Raw genomic sequence first — 21,956 nt, 5'->3', positions numbered from 1 at the left:
TCTACTTCCGGACCACGGACGTGACCGGGGTGTGCGAGCTGCCGGAGGGCACCGAGATGGTGATGCCGGGCGACAACGTGACCATGGACGTCACGCTGATCGTGCCGGTGGCCATGGAGGAGAAGCTTCGCTTCGCCATCCGCGAGGGCGGCCGCACCGTCGGTGCCGGCGTCGTCGCCGCCATCAACGACTGAGACCCCGGGCTGAGATCCCGTTCGGCCCGGCCCGTCATCGGGCCGCTGCCGCGCGTGATCGGATCGGCGCCGGCCTCCGTCCCCACGGAGGCCGGCGCCGCCATGTCGGGCTCCCGCAGGCCCGAACCCACCCGCGACGCCGCTTTCGGGCTGCAGCCCCCTGAAAGTCCTCAGGAACCGGCCGCAAACCTCTTGCAAGCGACGCCGCGATCGGGCATTTGGCGGAACGCTAGGAGTGTAGCTCAACTGGTCAGAGCGCCGGTCTCCAAAACCGGAGGTTGCGGGTTCGAGTCCCTCCACTCCTGCCAGACATCTCACCCAACCCCGCGCGGTCGCCCGGTCGACAAGCCGGCGGAGTTGCGCTAGAGCGGGCGCAATCCGAGATCTGAAGCGACCGTCGGTGCGGGCCTGCCCAGGCTCTCGGCGCCGGATGTTCGCGTTCCCGGAAGCAGGCCCTGCCTCGGGCCCGCGCTTGCAAAAAACACTGGCGCCATGGCATCGAACGAAGCGACCAAGAAGGTGGATGTGGCGCGCGGCGCGGCTCGCGGTCCCGCGAACACGCCGCCGGCCCGCCCGGCCACGCCCGCCAAGGTGCCGCAGAAGCGCGCGACGCCCGGCGAGTTCTTCTCCCAGGTCCGCGACGAGGCCCGCAAGGTCACCTGGCCGTCCCGCCGGGAAACCACGATCACCACCATCATGGTGTTCGTGATGGTCGTGGTCACCAGCCTGTTCTTCACGGTGGTCGACCAGGCCCTGCGCTTCGTGGTCGGCCTCGTGCTCGGCCTCTGAGGGGCAATATCGATCGGGGGAGACCTCGCGGACGTGTCGGAGTTGAACGGAACCGTGTCGAAGCGCTGGTACATCGTCCACGCCTACTCGAACTTCGAGAACAAGGTCGCGCAGTCCATCAAGGACCAGGCGGCCCAGCGCGGGCTGACCGAGCTGTTCGACGAGGTGATGGTCCCGACCGAGAAGGTCGTCGAGGTGCGCCGCGGCCGGAAGGTCGATGCCGAGCGCAAGTTCTTCCCCGGCTACGTGCTGGTGAAGTGCGACCTGACCGACGAGGTCTACCACCTCATCAAGAACACCCCGAAGGTCACGGGCTTCCTCGGGGCCGACAAGTCGAAGCCGGTTCCGATTCCTGACGCCGAGGCCGAGCGGATCAAGGGCCAGGTTGCCGAGGGCGTCGATCGGCCCAAGCCGTCGATCGCGTTCGAGATCGGCGAGACCGTTCGGGTCGCCGACGGTCCGTTCGCGAGCTTCAACGGCACCGTCGAGGAGATCGACGAGGCCCGCTCCCGCCTCAAGGTGGCCGTGTCGATCTTCGGCCGCGCCACGCCGGTGGAGCTGGAATACGCCCAGGTCGAGAAGGCCTGAGGCGCGCACGTTTTCGGCGGCCGGTTTTCGGCCGTCCCTCCTCTTCCGGCCGGCGTTCCGCCTCGGTCGTGAAGCGGCCGTACCCTCCAAAGGGGCGGTCTCACCCGCGGAAGATCCGCCCGGCCTCGCCTCCGGGATCCACGGATCGCACCGCGACCTGTCATCGTCCGACCCGCCCGCGCCTAGGCAGCCCGGCGGCGGACGCAGTTTGGGAGGTATCCCATGGCGAAGAAGATCACGGGCTACGTGAAGCTTCAGGTCCCGGCCGGCGCGGCGAACCCGTCGCCCCCGATCGGTCCCGCGCTCGGTCAGCGCGGCCTCAACATCATGGAGTTCTGCAAGGCCTTCAATGCGAAGACCGCGCAGATGGAGAAGGGCACCCCGATCCCGGTGATCATCACCGCGTATCAGGACCGCTCCTTCACCTTCGAGATGAAGCAGCCGCCGGTCACCTTCTTCCTCAAGAAGGCCGTCGGCCTGAAGATCGGCAAGAAGCCGGCTTCCGGCTCGAAGACCCCCGGTAAGGGCCCGGTTGTCGGCAAGATCTCCGAGGCGCAGCTGCGCGAGATCGCCGAGAAGAAGATGCCCGACCTCAATTGCGACTCGGTCGAAGCGGCCGTCGCCATGATCCGCGGCTCTGCCCGGGCCATGGGCCTCGAAATCACGGGCTGAGGGAGGACATCATGGCACGCGAAGGAAAGCGCATCCGCGCGGCCCGCGAGGGCATCGAGGTGACCAAGCTCTACCCGCTCGACGAGGCGATCAAGCTGGTCAAGGAGCGGGCGACCGCGAAGTTCGACGAGACCGTCGAGGTCTCGATGAATCTCGGCGTCGATCCGCGCCACGCCGACCAGATGGTCCGCGGCGTCTGCAACCTGCCGAACGGCTCCGGCCGGACGGTCCGCGTGGCGGTCTTCGCCCGCGGCGCCAAGGCGGACGACGCCAAGGCGGCGGGGGCCGACATCGTCGGGGCCGAGGATCTCCTGGAGATCGTCCAGAGCGGCAAGATCGAGTTCGATCGCTGCATCGCCACCCCGGACATGATGCCGCTGGTCGGTCGTCTCGGTAAGGTGCTGGGCCCGCGCGGCCTGATGCCGAACCCCAAGGTCGGCACCGTCACCATGGACGTGAAGAGCGCCGTGGCCGGCGCCAAGGGCGGCTCGGTGGAGTTCCGCGTCGAGAAGGCCGGCATCGTCCATGCCGGCGTGGGCAAGGTCTCGTTCGATGCCGACAAGCTCGTCGAGAACATCAAGGCCTTCGCCGACGCGGTCGCCAAGGCCAAGCCGGCGGGCGCCAAGGGCACCTACGTCCAGCGCATCGCCGTCACCTCGACGATGGGCCCGGGCGTAAAGGTCGAGCCGAACACGGTCCTGACCGCCTGAGGCTGAGCCTCAAACCAACCGCTCCAGAAGCGCCCGGCCGGAAACGGCCGGGCGTTTTGCGTTGCATGCCCCGGCACCCAGCCCCGGGCTGGAGAAAACGCGCCCCTGTCCCGGGTCGGTGGAGCGCGGCGGAGCTTGGCCTGGGATCCAGCATGGGACCTGCCGCGCAGCGGCTTTTTCGCACTGTCCTTCACGTCATTCTCAACATGGAAGGGGGCGCCATCCCGCGCGGCTGTGCTAGATAGGCCCCATGCGCAGCACAGTCTCCGTCACGACCCGCCGACGCATCCTCTGCGTCTTTCCCGCCTACACGCCCTCGTTCGGCACATTCTCGCACGCCTACCCGCTGATGGGGGGCGTCAAGGCGTTCATGCCCCCGCAGGGCCTCCTGGTGATCGCGGCCTACATGCCCGAGAGCTGGGAGTACCGCTTCATCGACGAGAACATCCGGCGCGCCTCCGCCCAGGACTTCGCCTGGGCCGACGCGGTGTTCGTCTCGGGGATGCACATCCAGGAGGGCCAGATCCACGACATCGGCCGGCGCGCCCACGCCGCCGGCAAGGTCGCGGCGCTTGGCGGCCCCTCGGTGTCCGGTGCCCGGGAGAAATATCCGGACTTCGATTATCTCCATGTCGGCGAGATCGGCGACGCCACCGACCGGCTGATCGAGCGGCTCGACGTCGACGTCGCCCGTCCGACCCAGCAGGTTGTGTTCGAGACCGGTGAACGGCTCGCACTGTCGGACTTCCCGGCCCCGGCCTACGAGGCGGCGCCGCTCAAGCGCTACCTGATCGGCTCGCTGCAATTCTCGTCCGGCTGCCCGTATCGCTGCGAGTTCTGCGACATCCCGCAGCTCTACGGCCGCCAGCCCCGGCTGAAGACCCCGGAGCAGATGTGCGCAGAGCTGGACGCGATCATCAGCCAGCCCGGGCACCCGGCGGTGGTCTACTTCGTGGACGACAACTTCATCGCCAACCGCAAGGCGACCCGCGAGATGCTGCCCCATCTCGTGGCGTGGCAGAAGAAGAACGACTACCCGCTGCAATTCGCCTGCGAGGCGACGCTGAACATGGCCAAGCAGCCCGAGATCCTCGAGCTGATGCGCCAGGCCAACTTCATGACCGTGTTCGTCGGGATCGAGACGCCCGAGGCGGACGCGCTCAAGGGGATCGACAAGACCCACAACGCCGCCGTGCCGATGTACGAGGCGATCGAGACGCTCAACTCCTACGGGCTCGAAGTCACCTCGGGCATCATCCTGGGGCTCGATACCGACAGCGACAAGTCCGAGCAGAACCTGATCGACTTCATCGACAAGTCGGCGATTCCCGTCCTGACCATCAACCTGCTCCAGGCCCTGCCCAAGACCCCGCTGTGGGATCGGCTGGAGCGCGAGGGGCGTCTGGTCCACGATGCGGCGCTGGAATCGAACGTCCTGTTCAAGCGCCCGCACGACACCGTCGTGTCGAGCTGGCGCCGGGCGATCGCCCACGCCTACGAGCCGGATCAGCTCTTCTCCCGGTTCAAGCACCAGTGCCAGACCACCTACCCGAACCGGATCAAGACTCCGACCAAGGGCAAGCTGACCTTCACGAACCTGCGCCGCGGCCTCATCCTCGGGTTCAACATCATCACGCGGGTCGGTCTGCTCTCGGATTACCGAAGGCCGTTCTGGAGCGCCGCCGGCTACGCGCTCAAGCGCGGGCAGATCGAGGCGGTGTTCAACATGGGCTTCGTTGCCCATCACCTGATCCGCTTCACCCGCGAGGCCCTGCGGGGCGAGCACAACGCCTCGTTCTACGCGGCCAAAGCCGCGGAGGCCGAGGATGCGCGGCGGCGCTCGTGGTGGGAGAATGCCCGGCGCAAGCTGGCACCGGAGCGGGAGGCGGCCTAGCCCGCAAACGGCGCCGCCCGCGGCATGTGCGCCGGCTAAGGGCGGCCGTGAGCCTTGGGGGGCGCGCTGCAGGCGGGGCGTTAGCCGGCTCTGATGCGCTCTGCGACCCGATCGGGCCGGACGGCCCCGGACGGTCGATCGGGTTCGTCCGCCGGTTCCGCGTGCCTTGCGAACGGTTTTCCGCAATGACGAATATTGGGCGGGCTCGCGACGGCCTGAGACGCAGCCTTCGGCTCATCGCCTTTGACCGGCGTCTCGTGATCGTCGATGCGGTGCGACGCGATCGAATCGGCACCCTGCGGATCATCGATCGAGGGCGGGACGTCGGGCCCCCTCTCGAGAATGCCGCAGGCCGGGATCGACGGATGCCCGGCGTCCCGAGCGAATTCTTCGCTCCGGCCCTTGCCTGCGGCGGAAAAGTCGCGCTTCAGCCCTTGGCAGGTGGCTTGCTAGCCTCTATACACCGCGCCTTACGCATTTCATCCTCACGGAAGGAGACGGCCAATCGGCCGGTTTCCGCATGAAATGTCGCCCGGGCAACCGGGTGGCAATAGCCGGCAGGATCCTGAGGGCGACGAGCCCCGCGGAGCCTTGTCCGGCTATGTCCTGTCCGAGACTGCAGGTGCCGGTTCGCCGGCTTAATCCACGCCCAACCTGCACAGACGGGGAAGACCGAACTTAGGAAAAGCCTCGCTTCGGCATATGCCGCGGAGGGGTGTCGGTTTGAACCAACTCACCCGAAACGGCCCTCACGGGCACGTGCGGGGACAGGGCCGCGAAGCGTCGTTCGGACGTTCCCGGTCTCTTGAAGGCCGAGACGACGTCCGGGCGGCATGTGCAACCGGCGGACCCGATTTCGGGTTCCGCCAACCGGAGAGAGCCCAGTGGACCGGACAGCTAAAGCTGACCTCGTCTCGACGCTCAACGGCGTGTTCAATCAGAGCGCCGTCGTCGTCGTGGCCCACTACAAGGGCCTCACGGTCGCCGACATGCAGAAGCTGCGTTCGCAGATGAAGCAGGCCGGCGCCACCGTGAAGGTCGCCAAGAACAGCCTCGCCGGCATCGCACTCGATGGTACGGACGTCGCCTCCATCAAGCCGCTACTGAAGGGCCCGACCCTGCTCGCCTATTCCGGCGACCCGGTCGCAGCCGCGAAGGTCGCGGTCGATTTCGCCAAGACGAACGACAAGCTCGTGATCCTTGGCGGCGCGATGGGGAAGACAACCCTGAGCCCGGACGGCGTGAAGGCCCTCGCCTCGCTCCCGTCCCTCGACGAACTGCGCGCCAAGATCGTGGGCCTGGTACAGGCGCCCGCGACCAAGATCGCTCAGGTCGTCAATGCGCCGGCGGCCAAACTCGCCCGCGTGTTCGGGGCCTATGCCACCAAGGACGAGGCCGCTTGAGGCCCTTCAAAAACCCATCGTTCGAACCGATATCTGAGAGGAATTGATAATGGCTGATCTTGCCAAGCTCGTCGACGACCTGTCCTCGCTGACCGTTCTCGAGGCCGCCGACCTGGCCAAGATGCTCGAAGAGAAGTGGGGCGTCTCGGCTGCCGCCGCCGTCGCCGTCGCTGCCGGCCCGGCCGCCGGTGGCGCCGCTGCCGCCGTCGAGGAGCAGACCGAGTTCACGGTCGTGCTCGCCGCCGCTGGCGACAAGAAGATCGAGGTCATCAAGGAGGTCCGCGCGATCACCGGCCTCGGCCTCAAGGAGGCCAAGGACCTCGTCGAGGGCGCTCCGAAGCCGGTCAAGGAGAGCGTCACCAAGGACGAGGCCGAGAAGCTCAAGGCCCAGCTCGAGAAGGCCGGCGCCAAGGTCGAGCTCAAGTAAGTCGACGATGGGCCATATCCGGCCCATCACCCCATGGAGGCCCGTCCTGGGCCTATCGTGACTGGAGCCCGCGGGTGCAGCACCCGCGGGCTTTAGGCCGCTTCGGCGGAGGGCCCTGAAAACGGGCCAGAGAGATTCGGTTCGGTGGCGCGGTCCGGCGGGGCGCGCGTTACGGCCCGGCGCGGGAGGTCCCTTTCGGGAACGCTTCCCCGGGCGCGAGGCACGCGGGATGGAGCGAGTTCACATGGCCAACACGCTGGTCGGTCGCAAGCGCATTCGGAAGTTCTTCGGCAAGATCAAGGAAGTCGCCGAGATGCCGAACCTCATCGAGGTTCAGAAGGCATCCTACGACCAATTCCTCATGGTCGACGAGCCGGAGGGCGGCCGCGGTGACGAGGGCCTCCAAAGCGTGTTCAAGTCGGTGTTCCCGATCTCGGACTTCGCCGCGACGGCCCTGCTCGAGTTCGTGCGCTACACCTTCGAGCAGCCGAAATACGACGTCGACGAGTGCCGCCAGCGCGGCATCACCTTCGCGGCCCCGCTGAAGGTGACCCTGCGGCTGATCGTGTTCGATGTCGATCCGGACACCCAGGCCAAGTCGGTCAAGGACATCAAGGAGCAGGACGTCTACATGGGCGACATGCCCCTGATGACGGAGAACGGCACCTTCATCGTCAACGGCACCGAGCGCGTCATCGTCTCGCAGATGCACCGCTCGCCGGGCGTGTTCTTCGACCACGACAAGGGGAAGACCCACTCGTCGGGCAAGCTCCTGTTCGCCGCCCGCATCATCCCGTATCGCGGCTCCTGGCTCGACGTCGAGTTCGACGCCAAGGACATCGTGCACGTCCGTATCGACCGGAAGCGCAAGCTGCCGGCGACGTCGCTGCTCTACGCGCTCGGACTGGACGGCGAAGAGATCCTCTCGACCTTCTACAACCGCGTGGTCTACGACCGCGACGGCGCCGAGTGGCGCGTGCCGTTCGACCCCGAGCGGATGAAGGGCATGAAGGCCACGGTCGACCTGATCGACGCCGATTCCGGCGAGGTCGTGCTCGAGGCCGGCAAGAAGCTCAACGCCCGCAACGCCCGTCAGATCACCGATAAGGGCACCAAGTACCTTAAGGCGACCGACGAGGATCTGGTCGGCCAGTACATCGCCGAGGACCTGGTCAACACCGAGACCGGTGAGATCTGGGCCGAGGCCGGCGAGGAGATCTCCGAGAAGCTCCTGAAGAGCCTCGACGAAGTCGGCATCATCGAGCTGCCGGTGCTCGACATCGACCACGTCAATGTCGGCCCCTACATCCGCAACACGCTGGCGGTGGACAAGAACTCCAACCGCGAAGGCGCGCTGTTCGACATCTACCGGGTCATGCGCCCGGGCGAGCCGCCGACCCTCGACACCGCCGAGGCGATGTTCCACTCGCTGTTCTTCGATTCCGAGCGCTACGACCTCTCCGCGGTCGGCCGCGTGAAGATGAACATGCGTCTCGACCTCGACGCTGCCGACACCGTCCGCACCCTCCGCAAGGAGGACATGCTGGCGGTCGTCAAGGCGCTGGTCGAGCTGCGCGACGGCAAGGGCGAGATCGACGACATCGATCACCTCGGCAACCGCCGGGTGCGCTCGGTCGGCGAGCTGATGGAGAACCAGTACCGCCTCGGGCTGCTCCGCATGGAGCGCGCGATCCGCGAGCGCATGAGCCAGGTCGATATCGACACGGTGATGCCGCAGGACTTGATCAACGCCAAGCCGGCGGCCGCGGCGGTGCGCGAGTTCTTCGGCTCGTCGCAGCTCTCGCAGTTCATGGATCAGACCAACCCGCTCTCCGAGGTGACGCACAAGCGCCGCCTGTCGGCGCTCGGCCCAGGCGGTCTGACCCGCGAGCGCGCCGGCTTCGAGGTGCGCGACGTGCACCCGACGCATTACGGCCGCATCTGCCCGATCGAGACGCCGGAAGGCCCGAACATCGGTCTGATCAACTCGCTGGCGACCTTCGCCCGGGTGAACAAGTACGGCTTCATCGAGACCCCGTTCCGCCGCGTGCGCGACGGCGTGGTCACCAATGAGGTCGCCTACCTCTCGGCCATGGAGGAGGCGAAGTACTACGTCGCCCAGGCCAACGCCCAGATGGATGAGAACAAGAAGCTGACGGAGGACCTCGTGGTCTGCCGCCGCGCCGGCGACGTGATCGTCGTCGGTCCCGAGCGCGTCGATCTCATGGACGTCTCGCCCAAGCAGCTCGTCTCGGTGGCCGCGGCCCTGATCCCGTTCCTCGAGAACGACGACGCCAACCGCGCCCTCATGGGCTCGAACATGCAGCGACAGGCCGTGCCGCTGGTCCGCGCCGACGCACCGTTCGTCGGCACCGGCATGGAGGCGGTGGTCGCCCGCGATTCCGGTGCCGCCATTGCGGCGCGCCGCTCCGGCATCGTCGATCAGGTGGACGCCACCCGTATCGTCATCCGGGCCACCGAGGAGGCCGACGCCACCAAGCCGGGCGTCGACATCTACCGCCTGCAGAAGTTCCAGCGCTCCAACCAGTCGACCTGCATCACGCAGAAGCCGCTGGTCCGCGTCGGCGAGCCGGTGAAGAAGGGCGAGATCATCGCCGACGGTCCCTCGACCGAGTTCGGCGAGCTGGCGCTCGGCCGGAACGTGCTCGTCGCGTTCATGCCGTGGAACGGCTACAACTTCGAAGACTCGATCCTGCTCTCCGAGCGGATCGTGAAGGATGACGTGTTCACCTCGATCCACATCGAGGAGTTCGAGGTGATGGCCCGCGACACCAAGCTCGGGCCGGAGGAAATCACCCGCGACATCCCGAACGTCTCCGAGGAGGCGCTGAAGAACCTCGACGAGGCCGGCATCGTCTACATCGGTGCCGAGGTGAATGCCGGCGACATCCTGGTGGGCAAGATAACCCCGAAGGGTGAAAGCCCGATGACGCCGGAGGAGAAGCTCCTGCGCGCCATCTTCGGCGAGAAGGCCTCGGACGTGCGCGACACCTCCCTGCGGGTGCCGCCGGGCGTCACGGGCACGATCGTCGAGGTCCGGGTGTTCAACCGCCACGGCGTCGACAAGGACGAGCGCGCCCAGGCGATCGAGCGCGAGGAGATCGAGCGGCTCGCCAAGGACCGCGACGACGAGCAGGCGATCCTCGACCGCAACACCTACGCCCGCCTGGCGGACGTGCTGATCGGTCAGGCGCCGGTGGCCGGCCCGAAGGGCTTCAAGAAGGACACCACGCTCACCCGTGAGCTGATCAACGACTACCCGCGCTCGCAATGGTGGCAGTTCGCCGTCATCGAGGACCGTCTCATGACCGAGATGGAGGCGATGCAGAAGCAGTACGACGAGTCGAAGAAGCGCCTCGAGCAGCGCTTCCTCGACAAGGTCGAGAAGCTGCAGCGCGGCGACGAGCTGCCCCCCGGCGTCATGAAGATGGTCAAGGTCTTCGTGGCGGTGAAGCGCAAGATCCAGCCGGGCGACAAGATGGCCGGCCGGCACGGCAACAAGGGTGTCGTGTCGCGGATCGTGCCGATCGAGGACATGCCGTTCCTGGAGGACGGGACCCATGCCGACATCGTGCTCAACCCGCTGGGCGTGCCCTCGCGCATGAACGTCGGCCAGATCCTGGAGACGCACCTGGGCTGGGCGGCTGCGGGCCTGGGTCGCAAGGTCTCCAAGGCGGTGGATGCCTATCTGAAGTCGCACGACATCGCGCCGCTGCGTCAGGAGATGGAGGCGATCTACTCCCCGGGCGAACTCGACGGCCTGACCGACGAGGAGCTGGCCGAGGCCGGCAACAACGTCCGTCGCGGCGTGCCGATGGCCACTCCGGTGTTCAACGGCGCCAAGGAGGCCGACATCGAGCAGATGCTCGAGATGGCCGGCCTCGACCGCTCGGCTCAGTCGACGCTCTACGACGGGCGGTCCGGCGAGCCCTTCGACCGCAAGGTGACGATGGGCTACATCTACATGCTGAAGCTGCACCACCTGGTGGACGACAAGATCCACGCCCGGTCGATCGGCCCGTACTCGCTCGTCACCCAGCAGCCGCTGGGCGGCAAGGCGCAGTTCGGCGGTCAGCGCTTCGGCGAGATGGAGGTCTGGGCGCTGGAGGCCTACGGCGCGGCCTACACGCTGCAGGAGATGCTCACGGTGAAGTCGGACGACGTGGCCGGCCGCACCAAGGTCTACGAGGCGATCGTCCGCGGCGACGACACCTTCGAGGCCGGCATCCCCGAATCGTTCAACGTGCTCGTCAAGGAGATGCGCTCGCTCGGCCTCAACGTCGAGCTGACGTCCTCCAAGAAGGCCGCGAACGACCAGCTCGAGCCGCCGGCCGACGCCGCCGAGTAGCGGCGGTCGCACGACAACCTCCCGTGGCGGCGTCGGGCCGCCACGGTCGAGCGGGGAGGGGCGGGGCCTCCCATGACGACGGCCAGCGGCGCTCGAACGGGGCGCGGCGCCGGATCTTTTTCAGGACACGATGGCCCGGCGCGGGGCGATCGGCGTCAACAAGGAGCGGATCATGAACCAAGAGGTCATGAACCTTTTCAACCAGCAGGCCACACCGGTCAGCTTCGATCAGATCAAGATTTCGATCTCGTCGCCGGAGAAGATCCTCTCCTGGTCGTACGGTGAGATCAAGAAGCCCGAGACCATCAACTACCGGACCTTCAAGCCCGAGCGCGACGGCCTGTTCTGCGCGCGCATCTTCGGGCCGATCAAGGATTACGAGTGCTTGTGCGGCAAGTACAAGCGCATGAAGTACAAGGGCGTCATCTGTGAGAAGTGCGGCGTCGAGGTGACGCTGGCGCGCGTCCGGCGCGACCGCATGGGCCATATCGAGCTGGCCGCCCCGGTCGCCCATATCTGGTTCCTGAAGTCGCTGCCCTCGCGCATCGGCCTCCTGCTCGACATGGCCCTCAAGGACCTCGAGCGGATCCTGTACTTCGAGTCCTACTGCGTCATCGAGCCGGGCCTCACCCCCCTCAAGGAGCGTCAGCTCCTGTCGGAGGAGGAGTACCTGCGCGCCCAGGAGGAGTACGGCGAGGACAGCTTCACCGCCATGATCGGCGCCGAGGCCATCCGCCGGATCCTCCAGGAACTCGACCTCGACAAGATCGCCAACGATCTGCGCGAGGAGATCGCGGTCACCACCTCGGAGCTGAAGCCGAAGAAGCTCCTGAAGCGCCTCAAGATCATCGAGGCGTTCCAGATGTCCGGCAACAAGCCGGAGTGGATGATCCTCACCGTCGTCCCGGTGATCCCGCCGGACCTGCGCCCGCTGGTCCCGCTGGATGGCGGCCGCTTCGCCACCTCCGACCTGAACGACCTCTACCGCCGCGTCATCAACCGCAACAACCGCCTGAAGCGGCTGATCGAACTGCGCGCCCCCGACATCATCATCCGCAACGAGAAGCGGATGCTGCAGGAGGCGGTGGACGCGCTGTTCGACAACGGCCGCCGCGGCCGGGTCATCACGGGTGCCAACAAGCGCCCGCTGAAGTCGCTCGCCGACATGCTGAAGGGCAAGCAGGGCCGGTTCCGCCAGAACCTGCTCGGCAAGCGCGTCGATTACTCGGGTCGTTCGGTCATCGTGGTCGGCCCCGAGCTGAAGCTGCACCAGTGCGGCCTGCCGAAGAAGATGGCGCTCGAGCTGTTCAAGCCGTTCATCTACGCGCGGCTGGACGCCAAGGGCTTCTCCGCAACGGTGAAGCAGGCGAAGAAGCTGGTCGAGAAGGAGAAGCCGGAGGTCTGGGACATCCTCGATGAGGTGATCCGCGAGCACCCGGTGATGCTGAACCGCGCGCCGACCCTGCACCGCCTCGGCATCCAGGCCTTCGAGCCGAAGCTAATCGAGGGCAAGGCGATCCAGCTGCACCCGCTGGTCTGCGCCGCGTTCAACGCCGACTTCGACGGCGACCAGATGGCCGTGCACGTTCCGCTGTCGCTCGAGGCGCAGCTGGAAGCCCGCGTCCTGATGATGTCGACCAACAACATCCTGCACCCGGCCAACGGTCAGCCGATCATCGTGCCGTCGCAGGATATCGTGCTCGGCCTCTACTACCTGTCGATCGTGGCCGAGGGCTCGAAGGGGGCGTTCAATCCGGACAATCCCAAGAACCCGATGCAGGGCGTCTTCGGGGACATGGGCGAGCTGGAGCATGCGCTCGCGGCCAAGACCGTGTCGCTGCACACCAAGATCAAGTGGCGCTGGACCGGTATCGGCCCGGACGGCGAGCCGCTGACCAAGACCTACGACACCACGCCCGGCCGGGTGATCCTGTCCGGCGCGATGCCGAAGCACGCCAAGGTTCCCTACGACGTCGTCAACAAGCTGATGACCAAGAAGGAGATCTCGGCGATGATCGACACCGTCTACCGCCACTGCGGTCAGAAGGAGTCGGTGATCTTCTGTGATCGGATCATGGGCCTCGGCTTCAACCACGCGTTCAAGGCCGGCATCTCGTTCGGCAAGGACGACATGGTCGTGCCGGACAACAAGTGGTCGATCGTCGACACCACGCGCACGCTCGTGAAGGACTACGAGCAGCAGTACAACGACGGCCTGATCACCCAGGGCGAGAAGTACAACAAGGTCGTGGATGCCTGGGCCAAGTGCTCGGACAAGCTGGCCGCCGAGATGATGAACCGCATCTCGAGCGTCCAGAAGGACGAGAACGGCGCCGACAAGCAGGTCAACTCGATCTACATGATGAGCCACTCGGGCGCCCGTGGTTCGCCCGCCCAGATGAAGCAGCTCGCCGCCATGCGCGGCCTGATGGCCAAGCCCTCGGGCGAGATCATCGAGACGCCGATCATCTCGAACTTCAAGGAAGGTCTGGACGTGCTGGAGTACTTCAACTCCACGCACGGTGCCCGTAAGGGCCTCGCCGACACCGCCCTGAAGACCGCCAACTCCGGCTACCTGACCCGCCGCCTCGTCGACGTGGCTCAGGACGCGGTCATCCGCGAGGTCGATTGCGGCACGACCAACGGCATCAAGATGCGCGCCATCGTGGATGCCGGCCAGGTTGTGGCGACGCTGGCGACCCGCATCCTCGGCCGCGCCACGGCCGAAGATCTGGTCTCGGCCGACGGCACGGTGATCGTGAAGACCGGCGAGACCATCGAGGAGCGGCACCTGCCGGCCATCCAGGCTGCGGGCATCCAGGAGGTGAAGATCCGCTCCGTGCTGGTCTGCGCCACGCGGAGCGGCGTCTGCGCCACCTGCTACGGGCGCGATCTCGCCCGCGGCACGCCCGTCAACATGGGCGAAGCGGTCGGCGTCATCGCGGCGCAGTCGATCGGCGAGCCGGGCACCCAGCTCACCATGCGCACCTTCCACATCGGTGGTGCGGCGCAGATCGCCGACTCGTCGTTCATCGAGTCGAGCTTCGAGGGCACGATCAAGATCCGCAACCGCGCGATCGCCAAGAACACCGATGGCGACCTGATCGCCACCGGCCGGAACGTGGCGGTCGTGATCGTCGGGTCGGACGGGGTCGAGCGGGCGGTCCACCGCCTGCAATACGGCGCCAAGCTCCGGGTCGACGAGGGCGACAAGATCAAGCGCGGCCAGCGGATCGCCGAGTGGGACCCCTACACCCGTCCGATCCTCACCGAGGTCGACGGCATCGTGGCCTACGAGGATCTGGTCGATGGCCAGTCCATGACCGAGACAACCGACGAATCGACCGGCATCGCCAAGCGCGTCGTCGTCGACTGGCGCGGTTCTGCCCGGACCTCGGACCTGAAGCCCGCCATGGTGGTGGTGGACCGGGACGGAAAGCCCGTGAAGCTGCCGCGCGGCTCGGATGCCCGCTACTTCCTGCCCGTCGACGCCATCATCGGCTTCGATCCGGGCGGCAAGGTGCAGGCCGGCGACATCCTGGCTCGCGTCTCGACCGACTCGGCCAAGACCCGCGACATCACCGGCGGTCTGCCGCGGGTGGCGGAGCTGTTCGAGGCACGGCGCCCGAAGGACGCGGCGATCATCGCCGAGAAGTCGGGCACCATCGCGTTCGGCCGCGACTACAAGAACAAGCGCCGGCTCACGCTGACGCCGCATGACGGCTCGGAGGCGGTGGAATACTTGATCCCGAAGGGCAAGCACATCCACCTGCAGGACGGCGACGTGGTGGAACTCGGCGACTACATCGTCGACGGAAACCCGGCGCCGCACGACATCCTGGCGATCAAGGGCGTGGAGGAACTCGCGGCCTACCTCGTCAACGAGATCCAGGAGGTCTACCGGCTCCAGGGCGTGTCGATCAACGACAAGCATATCGAGGTGATCGTCCGGCAGATGCTGCAGAAGGTCGAAGTGACCGACGGCGGCGACTCGGACATCCTGGCGGGCGACCAGATCGACCGCACGGAGTTGACCGAGTTCAACGAGAAGCTGCTCGCCGAGGGCAAGAAGCCGATCCAGGGCGTCCCCGTCCTGCTCGGCATCACCAAGGCGTCCCTGCAGACGAAGTCGTTCATCTCGGCGGCCTCGTTCCAGGAGACGACCCGGGTGCTCACCGAGGCGGCGGTCAACGGCAAGGTCGACCATCTGGAAGGCCTCAAGGAGAACGTCATCGTCGGCTCGCTCATCCCGGCGGGCACGGGCTCGATGGTGGCCGACATCCGCGCTGTGGCGCGCCGTCGCGACGCGATGATCCTGCAGCAGAAGCAGGCCGGCAGCGCCGCGGATCCGATGGAAGGCCTGCCGCCCGCCGCCGAGTGATCGGTACGGGAGCGCAGACGCAAGGAGGGGCGGCCGAGAGGCCGCCCTTTCTTTTGCCGGCTTCGATCAGCCGGCCACGAAGATCAGCACGGACGCCACCTGCGCGCCGTTTCCGCGCAAGCGATGGGGCAGGCTGCCATCGTAGGTGCGCAATCGCCCGCCCCCAGCGCGATGAGGCGGTCGGCTACCGCCAAGTCGGCGGCGGCCGATTTCCCGAACAGTTCCGCCATCTGGGTACCGAGCGCCTGGGCGATCGCCTCCAGCGTCCCGACCGAGGGCGCTTTCTCGCCGCGCTCGATCCGGGACGGGTGCCCCTTGTGGGTGCCGGCGGCGGCCGCCAGCGCTTTGAGGGTCAGACCGCGGCGGTGGCGGAAGGCGCGACGGCGACAAGCAAGCAGACCGGCGCCATCACGGCGGTCCCGAGAAGGCCGTGCACCAGTACGCGTTCGATCGTTACATCGGCTGTCGGCTGGAACTGCCGGAGGCGGAGCCGTCGCTCCTCGTGCGGCCCGGTGCCTTTGGCGAGAACCTGTCGACGTCCGGCCTGACCGAACGCCACATCTGCGTCGGCGACCTGTGGCGCGCCGGTTCGGCCCTGCTGCAAGTCAGCCAGGCCCTGCAGCCCTGCTGGAAGCTCAATCACCGCTTCGCCATCGCCGACATGGCCCACCGGGTCCAGGCGAGCGGGCGGACCGGCTGGTACTCCCGCATCGCCGAACCGGAGATGATTGTGCCGGGTGATCGCCTGCGCCTGATCGAACGTCCGCATCCGGTCTGGCCGCTCGCCCGGCTTCTGCGCGTCTTCTACGTGGACCGGCTGGATCGCGATGCTCTCGTGGGCATCGCCGATCTCGCTGCGCTGTCGCCGTCCTGGCGGGAGCTGGCCCGGCGGCGTCTCGACAGCGGCAGGGCCGAGGATTGGACGGGGTGGATCGAAACGCCCCGCGGTTGAGGGGGCGCGGGTCGGAATGCCGTCCCCATTCGGGTGTGCGTCCAAAGTCGCGCTTAACCCGACCTCAACCATGCCGGCGGATAAATCCCGGACCGCACCGGAACCGCCGTCATCGGTGGGCGGGATCGCGGATGGGGTTGAGTAAGACGGGTCTGTAGCCGTGGGCGTGAGACGAGGACGACGGGAATCGAGCCTGCGCTGGCTCTCGGCCGCCCTGACGCCCTGGATGGCGGGGCTCGGCCTGCTGGTCTCGTTCACGGCCGATGCCGGAACCGAGAACGCCATCGGCTCGAGCCGGCTCGGGGCGATCGACGCCTTCACGGTGCCGGCCCTGCCGCCCGGCACCGCGCTGATCGGGTCCGCCCTGCGGCGCAGCGCCGACGAGCCACTCCAGGGCGTGTTCAAGACCGGCGCCCACGTCTTCCCGGTTGTGCAGCGCCAGACCAAGGGTGACCCGTTCCGGCCGCCGGCCGCGAGTTTCGCCAGCCGCGCCGCCGCCTTGCGCGAGACCGGGGCCGCCCTGGTGTTCGGCGACGTGACCGGCAGCGTCAGCGGCGTGCTGAGCGCGGGTTCGGCGGTCTGGGACCCGGAGGCCGAGCCGGAGGCCGGCTTCGTGCCGGTGCCCGATCTCGGCTTGACCACGGGGTCCGGCAGCGCCGCCTCCACGGGCGAGAGCAGCGCCGACCTGACCGGGGATGGCGAAACCGAGCGCCGCTACGACGGCTCGACCCCGCCGGTACCCCGGGCGGTCGCCCTGTCGTCGACCACACCTGCGCCCGCGGACGCGATCCCGATCGAGGTGGCGGCCGCAAGCCTGGCGCTGCCCGACTTCGCGATCCGCCCCGAGCGACCCGGGATCCTCCAGTCGGTCCCGGAGGATGCCAGCCGACGCTACGCCGACCTGATCGACCCGGAATCCCTCGACAAGGAGCAGCGCTGCCTGTCGGAGGCGGTCTATTTCGAGGCCCGAAGCGAATCCGAGGCCGGCCGGGCCGCCGTGGCTCAGGTGGTGTTGAACCGCGTGAAGAGCGGCCTCTATCCGAGCAGCGTCTGCGGCGTCGTCTACCAGAACCGGCACCACTACATGGGCTGCCAGTTCTCCTTCGCCTGCGAGGGCAAGTCCCTGCGCATCACCGACGCGGGCGCATGGGAATCCGCCACCCGGATCGCCCGCTCGGTGATCGAGGGCCGGACCTACCTCGCCGAGGTCGGGGCGGCGACTCACTATCACGCCGACTACGTGCGGCCGGGCTGGGCGCGCCGCCTGCGCAAGATGGACGTCATCGGGCGGCACATTTTTTACCAGCTCAAGCCTGGGCAGACGTGAGGGTCTGTCGGCCGGATTGCCGGTCCTCGCCCCCATACTGAGGCGCAATGGGCTGGTGGAGCGCTGATCAGGCTCGGGGCGAGCCGCTGCCGGACCCCGTGGCGCCGCTTCTGGGGCAGCGTTAAGGATTAGCACCGATCTTCGATCGCATCTTACCTAGGTAGTGGATCGCTAAGCAGTCCAAACCGAGGGTTAATTTTACCTTCATTCCGAACTCTGCTTGCGAGTCGGGCAACGACTCTGGCCTGTAGTGCGTCGAGACCAGCGCCGCCTTTGCGCAGCATCTCGCCCGTACCGCGTACCAGAGGACTTCCATGACCGCGCCGGTCGCACGCTCCACCCTTCTCGCCGCCGCCTTCGGCGGCCTGCTGTTCGCAGCCCCCGCGCAGGCCGGCGGCTGCTACGGCTCCGCATGCTACCGCCACGTCACGACCCCGCCGGTCTTCGATACCGTGCAGGAGAACGTGCTGGTCCGGCCGCCACGCACGGTCTATCGCACCACGCCGCCGGTCTACGACACCGTGTCCGAGCGCGTGATGGTCGCCCCCGGCGGCCGCGTCTGGCAGACGAGCCGCGGCCCCGGCGGCGAGCTGATCGGCTGCTGGATCGATACGCCGCCGCGCTTCGCCGTGCGCAGCCGGACCGTCCTCGTGCGGCCCGCGCAGTCGATCCCCGAGACCATCCCGCCGGAATACGCCACCGTCAGCCGGCGCGTCCTGGTGGCGCCGGCCCGCTCCGGCTGGGTGCCGGCCGGCGGCGGGTACGGCGGTTATGCGGGTGGCTACCGCTCAGCCGCCTATGGCGGTCCCTTGGTCGGCTCGATCCCGGATGCCGTCGGCCTCACCGGTGCGAGCTCCGCCGATATCGGCGTCGGCCTCGGCTTCTCCACGGGCAGCCGCTACGACGGCTACTGATCGGTCGATCGACGCCCTCGTCCTGGAGCGCGCCCCCGGGACGAGGCCTCGGCGTTTGACGGGGCTGCCTTGATTCCGGGCATCCCGGCGACACCTCTCCGTGGATAGACGGGAGGTGACGATGGGGACGTTCAAGGCCTGGGTGGTCGACAAGGGCGAGGCTGGGCAGAGCCTCGCGTTCCGCGATGTCGACGAGTCCGAGCTGATGGACGGTGACGTCACCGTCCGGGTGACCCACTCGACCCTCAACTACAAGGACGGGCTCGCCCTCACCGGGACATCACCGGTGGTGCGCCGCTTCCCCATGATCCCGGGGATCGATTTCTCCGGGGTGGTCGAGACCTCGGATCACCCGGAGTACAAGCCCGGCGACGCCGTGGTCCTCACCGGCTGGGGTGTCGGCGAGACGCATCTCGGCGCCTATGCGCAGCGTGCCCGGGTCAAGGGCGACTGGCTGGTGCCGCTGCCCGAGGGGCTCAGCTCCGAACAGGCCATGGCGATCGGTACGGCCGGTTACACCGCGATGCTGGCCCGGATGGCCCTCGACGCCCACGGGCTGACGCCGGCGCACGGGCCGGCGATCGTCACCGGGGCGTCGGGCGGTGTCGGATCGGTGGCGGTGGCGCTCCTGGCGCGGGCCGGCTGGCACGTGATCGCCTCCACGGGGCGGGACGGCGAGGCCGATTACCTCAAGGGCCTCGGCGCCGCCGAGATCCTCGACCGCACGGAACTGTCCAAGCCCGGCAAGCCGCTGGGCAAGGAGCGGTGGGCGGCCGGCATCGACGCGGTCGGCTCCACCACCCTGGCCAACGTGCTGGCCCAGACCCGCTCCGACGGCGCAGTCGCGGCCTGCGGGCTGGCCCAAGGCATGGACCTGCCGACCTCCGTGGCGCCGTTCATCCTGCGCGGCGTCTCGCTCCTCGGGATCAACAGCGTCACCACCCCGCAGGCGAAGCGCCGCGCGGCCTGGGCGCGCCTGGCCCGGGACCTCGATCTCGACAAGCTCGCCAGCATGACGCGCCGGGTCAGCCTGCAGGAGGTCGGCCGGCTCGGGCCGGAGATCCTAGCCGGCCGGATCCGCGGGCGGACCGTGGTGGAGGTCGGCTGAAGCTTCGCCTGGAACCCTTGCCGTTCCCGCCGCATTGCATCTCTTATGAGCGTAGCATTCGTCAAAGAGCCCGAGGGCGGGGAAGCCTTCGAGAATCTGCCCGACCGTCCCATCTCGCTGCACACGAACTTCGTCACGCCGGACGGCCTGACGCAGATCGAGGCCGAGGTCGCGCGTCTGGAGCGGGAGCTCGGCACCCTGGATCACGCCGACAAGGCGGAGGATTCCCGGATCGGGCGGGATCTGCGGTACTGGCTCGCCCGCAAGAACACCGCGCAGGTGGTCGAGCCGATCGACGGCCAGACGGTGCATTTCGGCGCCACCGTCACGATCCTGCGCGAGGACGAATCCGGGAAAGAGACGAAGCAGACCTTCCGCATCGTCGGCGAGGACGAGGCCGACCCGCACAAGGGCTCGATCTCCTACGTGGCCCCGCTCGCTCAGGCGATCACCGGCAAGAGCGTGGGTGACGTGGTCGAGGTCAACGGCAGCGAAGTCGAGGTCGTCGAGATCCGCGCCTGAACCTTACCGGCCCTCGAAGCGGGCCCGGAGCGGCAGGATCGCCTCGGCGAGATGCTCCATGAAGGCCCGAACCCGTCCGGCATGGCGCAGGTCGGGGTGGGTCAGAACCCAGAGGTCCGCCCCGATCTCCGGGTGTGGGCCGGAGAGCCGGCGCAGGGCGGGATCGGTATCCGCCTCGAAACACGGCAGCGGCCCGATCCCCAGTCCGGTCGTCACCGCTTCCTTCAGCCCCGTCACCGTGTTGATCCGCAGGCGAACTTTCTCCGGCGGTGCCCGCGTCTGGAGGAAGGATGCGAACAGGCCGCCCCCCACCGTCGAACCTGGAACCACCCAGGCTTCGTCGGTGAGATCGCCATAGGTCTGCCCGGCGCGTCCGTAGATGGCCCAGGCGAGACCGGTGAGACGGCGCCCGACCAGGGACTCGCTCGGGCTCCGGCTCGCGCGGATCGCCACGTCGGCGTCCCGGCGCGATAGGTTCAGCGCTTCCTCGGCCAGGATCAGGTCGATACGGATCTCCGGGTAGCGTGCGCAGAACGACGCCAGGATCGGCATCAGGATCCCGGTCGCGAAGTTCACCGGCGCCGTCACGCGCAACTCCCCGGAGGGCGTCTGCCCTTGGCCGGCGACCGTGCGGGAGAACCGGGTCACGTCGGTCTCGATCCGGCCGGCCGCCTCGATCATCGCCACGCCGGCCGGGGTTGGCACGTAGCCGGTACGCAGGCGCTCGAACAGGCGCACGTCGAGCCGGGTCTCGATCGACCCGAGGCGCCGGAACGCCGTGGAATGGTTGATCCCGAGCTGCGTCGCGGCCGCGGTCAGTCCACCCCGGTCGGCGACGGCTTTCACGAAGCGGAACTCGTCCCAGTCGAGCGACACGCCCGCCTCCTTGCATCCCTGCAAGGGCGTTCTTGCGTGGCGGGGCATTTTTGCAAAGCACAAAACGCGCGATGGAGATGCCACCGCGCCGCCCGGAGGATCTCGGCGGCGCTCCGCAACCCGAGACGGGAGATCGTTCGATGGCCAAGGTCCTGGTGCTGTACTACTCGACTTACGGACACGTGGAGCAGATGGCGTATTCCGTCGCCGAGGGCGCCCGGGAGGCCGGCGCCGAGGCGATTGTGAAGCGCGTGCCGGAGCTGGTGCCCGAGGAGGTCGCCCGGCAGAACCACTTCAAGCTCGATCAGACCGCGCCGATCGCCACCGTGGATGAGCTGCCCCAGTACGATGCGATCGTCTTCGGGACGCCGACCCGCTACGGCAACATGGCCGCGCAGATGAAGCAGTTCATCGACCAGACCGGCGGCCTGTGGATGAAGGGTGCGCTGGTCGGCAAGGTCGGCTCGGTCTTCACCTCCACGGCCTCTCAGCATGGCGGCCAGGAGACGACGCTGACGAGCTTCCACACCGTGCTGTTCCACCACGGCATGGTGGTGGTCGGCCTGCCCTACGCGTTCCCGGGCCAGGTGGGCGTCGAGGCGGTCAAGGGCAACACGCCCTACGGCGCCAGCACGATCGCGGACGGCGACGGCTCGCGCCAGCCGAGCGCGGTGGAGCTGGACGGGGCCCGGTTCCAGGGCCGCCACGTGGCCGGGATCGCGGCCAAGCTGGCCTGACAGGACAGCGCAAGAAAAAAGGCTCGGATTGCTCCGAGCCTTGAAGGAAAAAGGCCATTTGGGGGCTGAGAAGGCCTTCGTGAGCAGTGAACG

17 protein-coding genes, 1 tRNA gene and 2 pseudogenes are annotated in these 21,956 nt (G+C 67.7%); 18 read left to right on the top strand and 2 right to left on the bottom strand.

The window, feature by feature from the left end:
- The 11 genes and pseudogenes from tuf to rpoC form a co-directional block, all read left to right on the top strand.
- A pseudogene (gene tuf, locus FV242_RS16930) lies at positions 1-194 on the top strand (elongation factor Tu); the annotation flags it as partial.
- A 231-nt stretch (positions 195-425) separates the two neighbouring features.
- Positions 426-502 (top strand) — tRNA-Trp (locus tag FV242_RS16925).
- Between the two features lie 184 nt (positions 503-686).
- Positions 687-983 (top strand): preprotein translocase subunit SecE, encoded by a 297-nt coding sequence (gene secE, locus FV242_RS16920; RefSeq protein ID WP_147897407.1) that lies wholly within the window; start codon positions 687-689, stop codon positions 981-983.
- A gap of 54 nt (positions 984-1,037) precedes the next feature.
- Positions 1,038-1,571: a transcription termination/antitermination protein NusG gene (gene nusG, locus FV242_RS16915; protein WP_007566056.1), complete on the top strand. Its 534-nt coding sequence runs from the start codon at positions 1,038-1,040 to the stop codon at positions 1,569-1,571.
- Positions 1,572-1,793: 222 nt separating this feature from the next.
- Entirely contained in the window at positions 1,794-2,243 is a 450-nt protein-coding gene (gene rplK, locus FV242_RS16910; protein WP_147939730.1) for a 50S ribosomal protein L11, read from the top strand.
- A gap of 11 nt (positions 2,244-2,254) precedes the next feature.
- Positions 2,255-2,953, top strand: a complete 699-nt coding sequence (rplA, locus tag FV242_RS16905; RefSeq protein ID WP_007566052.1) for a 50S ribosomal protein L1 — start codon at positions 2,255-2,257, stop codon at positions 2,951-2,953.
- Between the two features lie 250 nt (positions 2,954-3,203).
- Positions 3,204-4,847, top strand: coding sequence for a B12-binding domain-containing radical SAM protein (locus FV242_RS16900; protein WP_147908998.1), 1,644 nt, complete (start codon positions 3,204-3,206; stop codon positions 4,845-4,847).
- An 884-nt stretch (positions 4,848-5,731) separates the two neighbouring features.
- Positions 5,732-6,250 carry a 50S ribosomal protein L10 gene (rplJ, locus tag FV242_RS16895; protein WP_147939729.1) on the top strand — a complete coding sequence of 173 codons (519 nt, stop codon included), beginning with the start codon at positions 5,732-5,734 and terminating at the stop codon, positions 6,248-6,250.
- A gap of 49 nt (positions 6,251-6,299) precedes the next feature.
- On the top strand, positions 6,300-6,677 hold the full coding sequence (gene rplL, locus FV242_RS16890; protein WP_147897404.1) for a 50S ribosomal protein L7/L12: 378 nt from the start codon (positions 6,300-6,302) through the stop codon (positions 6,675-6,677).
- Between the two features lie 244 nt (positions 6,678-6,921).
- Positions 6,922-11,046 carry a DNA-directed RNA polymerase subunit beta gene (gene rpoB / locus FV242_RS16885; protein WP_147908997.1) on the top strand — a complete coding sequence of 1,375 codons (4,125 nt, stop codon included), beginning with the start codon at positions 6,922-6,924 and terminating at the stop codon, positions 11,044-11,046.
- Positions 11,047-11,218: 172 nt separating this feature from the next.
- Complete coding sequence (gene rpoC, locus FV242_RS16880; RefSeq protein WP_147939728.1) at positions 11,219-15,427, top strand: DNA-directed RNA polymerase subunit beta'; 4,209 nt, start codon at positions 11,219-11,221, stop codon at positions 15,425-15,427.
- A gap of 83 nt (positions 15,428-15,510) precedes the next feature.
- Here rpoC and FV242_RS36340 read toward each other — a convergent pair whose 3' ends face one another.
- Positions 15,511-15,825: a helix-turn-helix domain-containing protein gene (locus FV242_RS36340; protein ID WP_147909003.1), complete on the bottom strand. Its 315-nt coding sequence runs from the start codon at positions 15,823-15,825 to the stop codon at positions 15,511-15,513.
- Between the two features lie 11 nt (positions 15,826-15,836).
- On the opposite strand from FV242_RS36340, the pseudogene FV242_RS36095 reads away from it, so the two are divergent.
- From FV242_RS36095 to greA, 6 genes and pseudogenes are all read left to right on the top strand, one after another.
- Positions 15,837-16,163: pseudogene (locus tag FV242_RS36095) on the top strand (MOSC domain-containing protein); the annotation flags it as partial.
- On the top strand, positions 16,152-16,379 hold the full coding sequence (locus FV242_RS36090; protein WP_281407073.1) for a 3-alpha domain-containing protein: 228 nt from the start codon (positions 16,152-16,154) through the stop codon (positions 16,377-16,379). The pseudogene FV242_RS36095 and the gene FV242_RS36090, both read left to right, overlap by 12 nt.
- A gap of 226 nt (positions 16,380-16,605) precedes the next feature.
- Complete coding sequence (locus FV242_RS16865) at positions 16,606-17,706, top strand: cell wall hydrolase (RefSeq protein ID WP_147909002.1); 1,101 nt, start codon at positions 16,606-16,608, stop codon at positions 17,704-17,706.
- A gap of 314 nt (positions 17,707-18,020) precedes the next feature.
- A complete protein-coding gene (locus tag FV242_RS16860) occupies positions 18,021-18,620 on the top strand; it encodes a hypothetical protein (protein WP_147939726.1) in 600 nt (199 codons plus the stop codon).
- A gap of 121 nt (positions 18,621-18,741) precedes the next feature.
- Positions 18,742-19,728, top strand: coding sequence for an MDR family oxidoreductase (locus FV242_RS16855; RefSeq protein WP_147939725.1), 987 nt, complete (start codon positions 18,742-18,744; stop codon positions 19,726-19,728).
- Positions 19,729-19,773: 45 nt separating this feature from the next.
- The gene (gene greA, locus FV242_RS16850; protein WP_147939724.1) at positions 19,774-20,250 is read left to right on the top strand and encodes a transcription elongation factor GreA; all 477 of its coding nucleotides are present in this window, start codon (positions 19,774-19,776) and stop codon (positions 20,248-20,250) included.
- Positions 20,251-20,253: 3 nt separating this feature from the next.
- Here the strand turns inward: greA and FV242_RS16845 are convergent, their stop codons facing one another.
- The gene (locus FV242_RS16845; RefSeq protein ID WP_187278453.1) at positions 20,254-21,126 is read right to left on the bottom strand and encodes a LysR family transcriptional regulator; all 873 of its coding nucleotides are present in this window, start codon (positions 21,124-21,126) and stop codon (positions 20,254-20,256) included.
- Between the two features lie 140 nt (positions 21,127-21,266).
- On the opposite strand from FV242_RS16845, the gene wrbA reads away from it, so the two are divergent.
- Positions 21,267-21,863: an NAD(P)H:quinone oxidoreductase gene (wrbA, locus tag FV242_RS16840; RefSeq protein ID WP_147939722.1), complete on the top strand. Its 597-nt coding sequence runs from the start codon at positions 21,267-21,269 to the stop codon at positions 21,861-21,863.
- Positions 21,864-21,956 lie beyond the last annotated feature (93 nt).

This window comes from Methylobacterium sp. WL64, from assembly GCF_008039945.1.
Lineage (GTDB): Bacteria > Pseudomonadota > Alphaproteobacteria > Rhizobiales > Beijerinckiaceae > Methylobacterium.
Note: the sequence above shows the minus strand (reverse complement) of the source record. Positions and strands in the feature narration are given on the sequence as shown.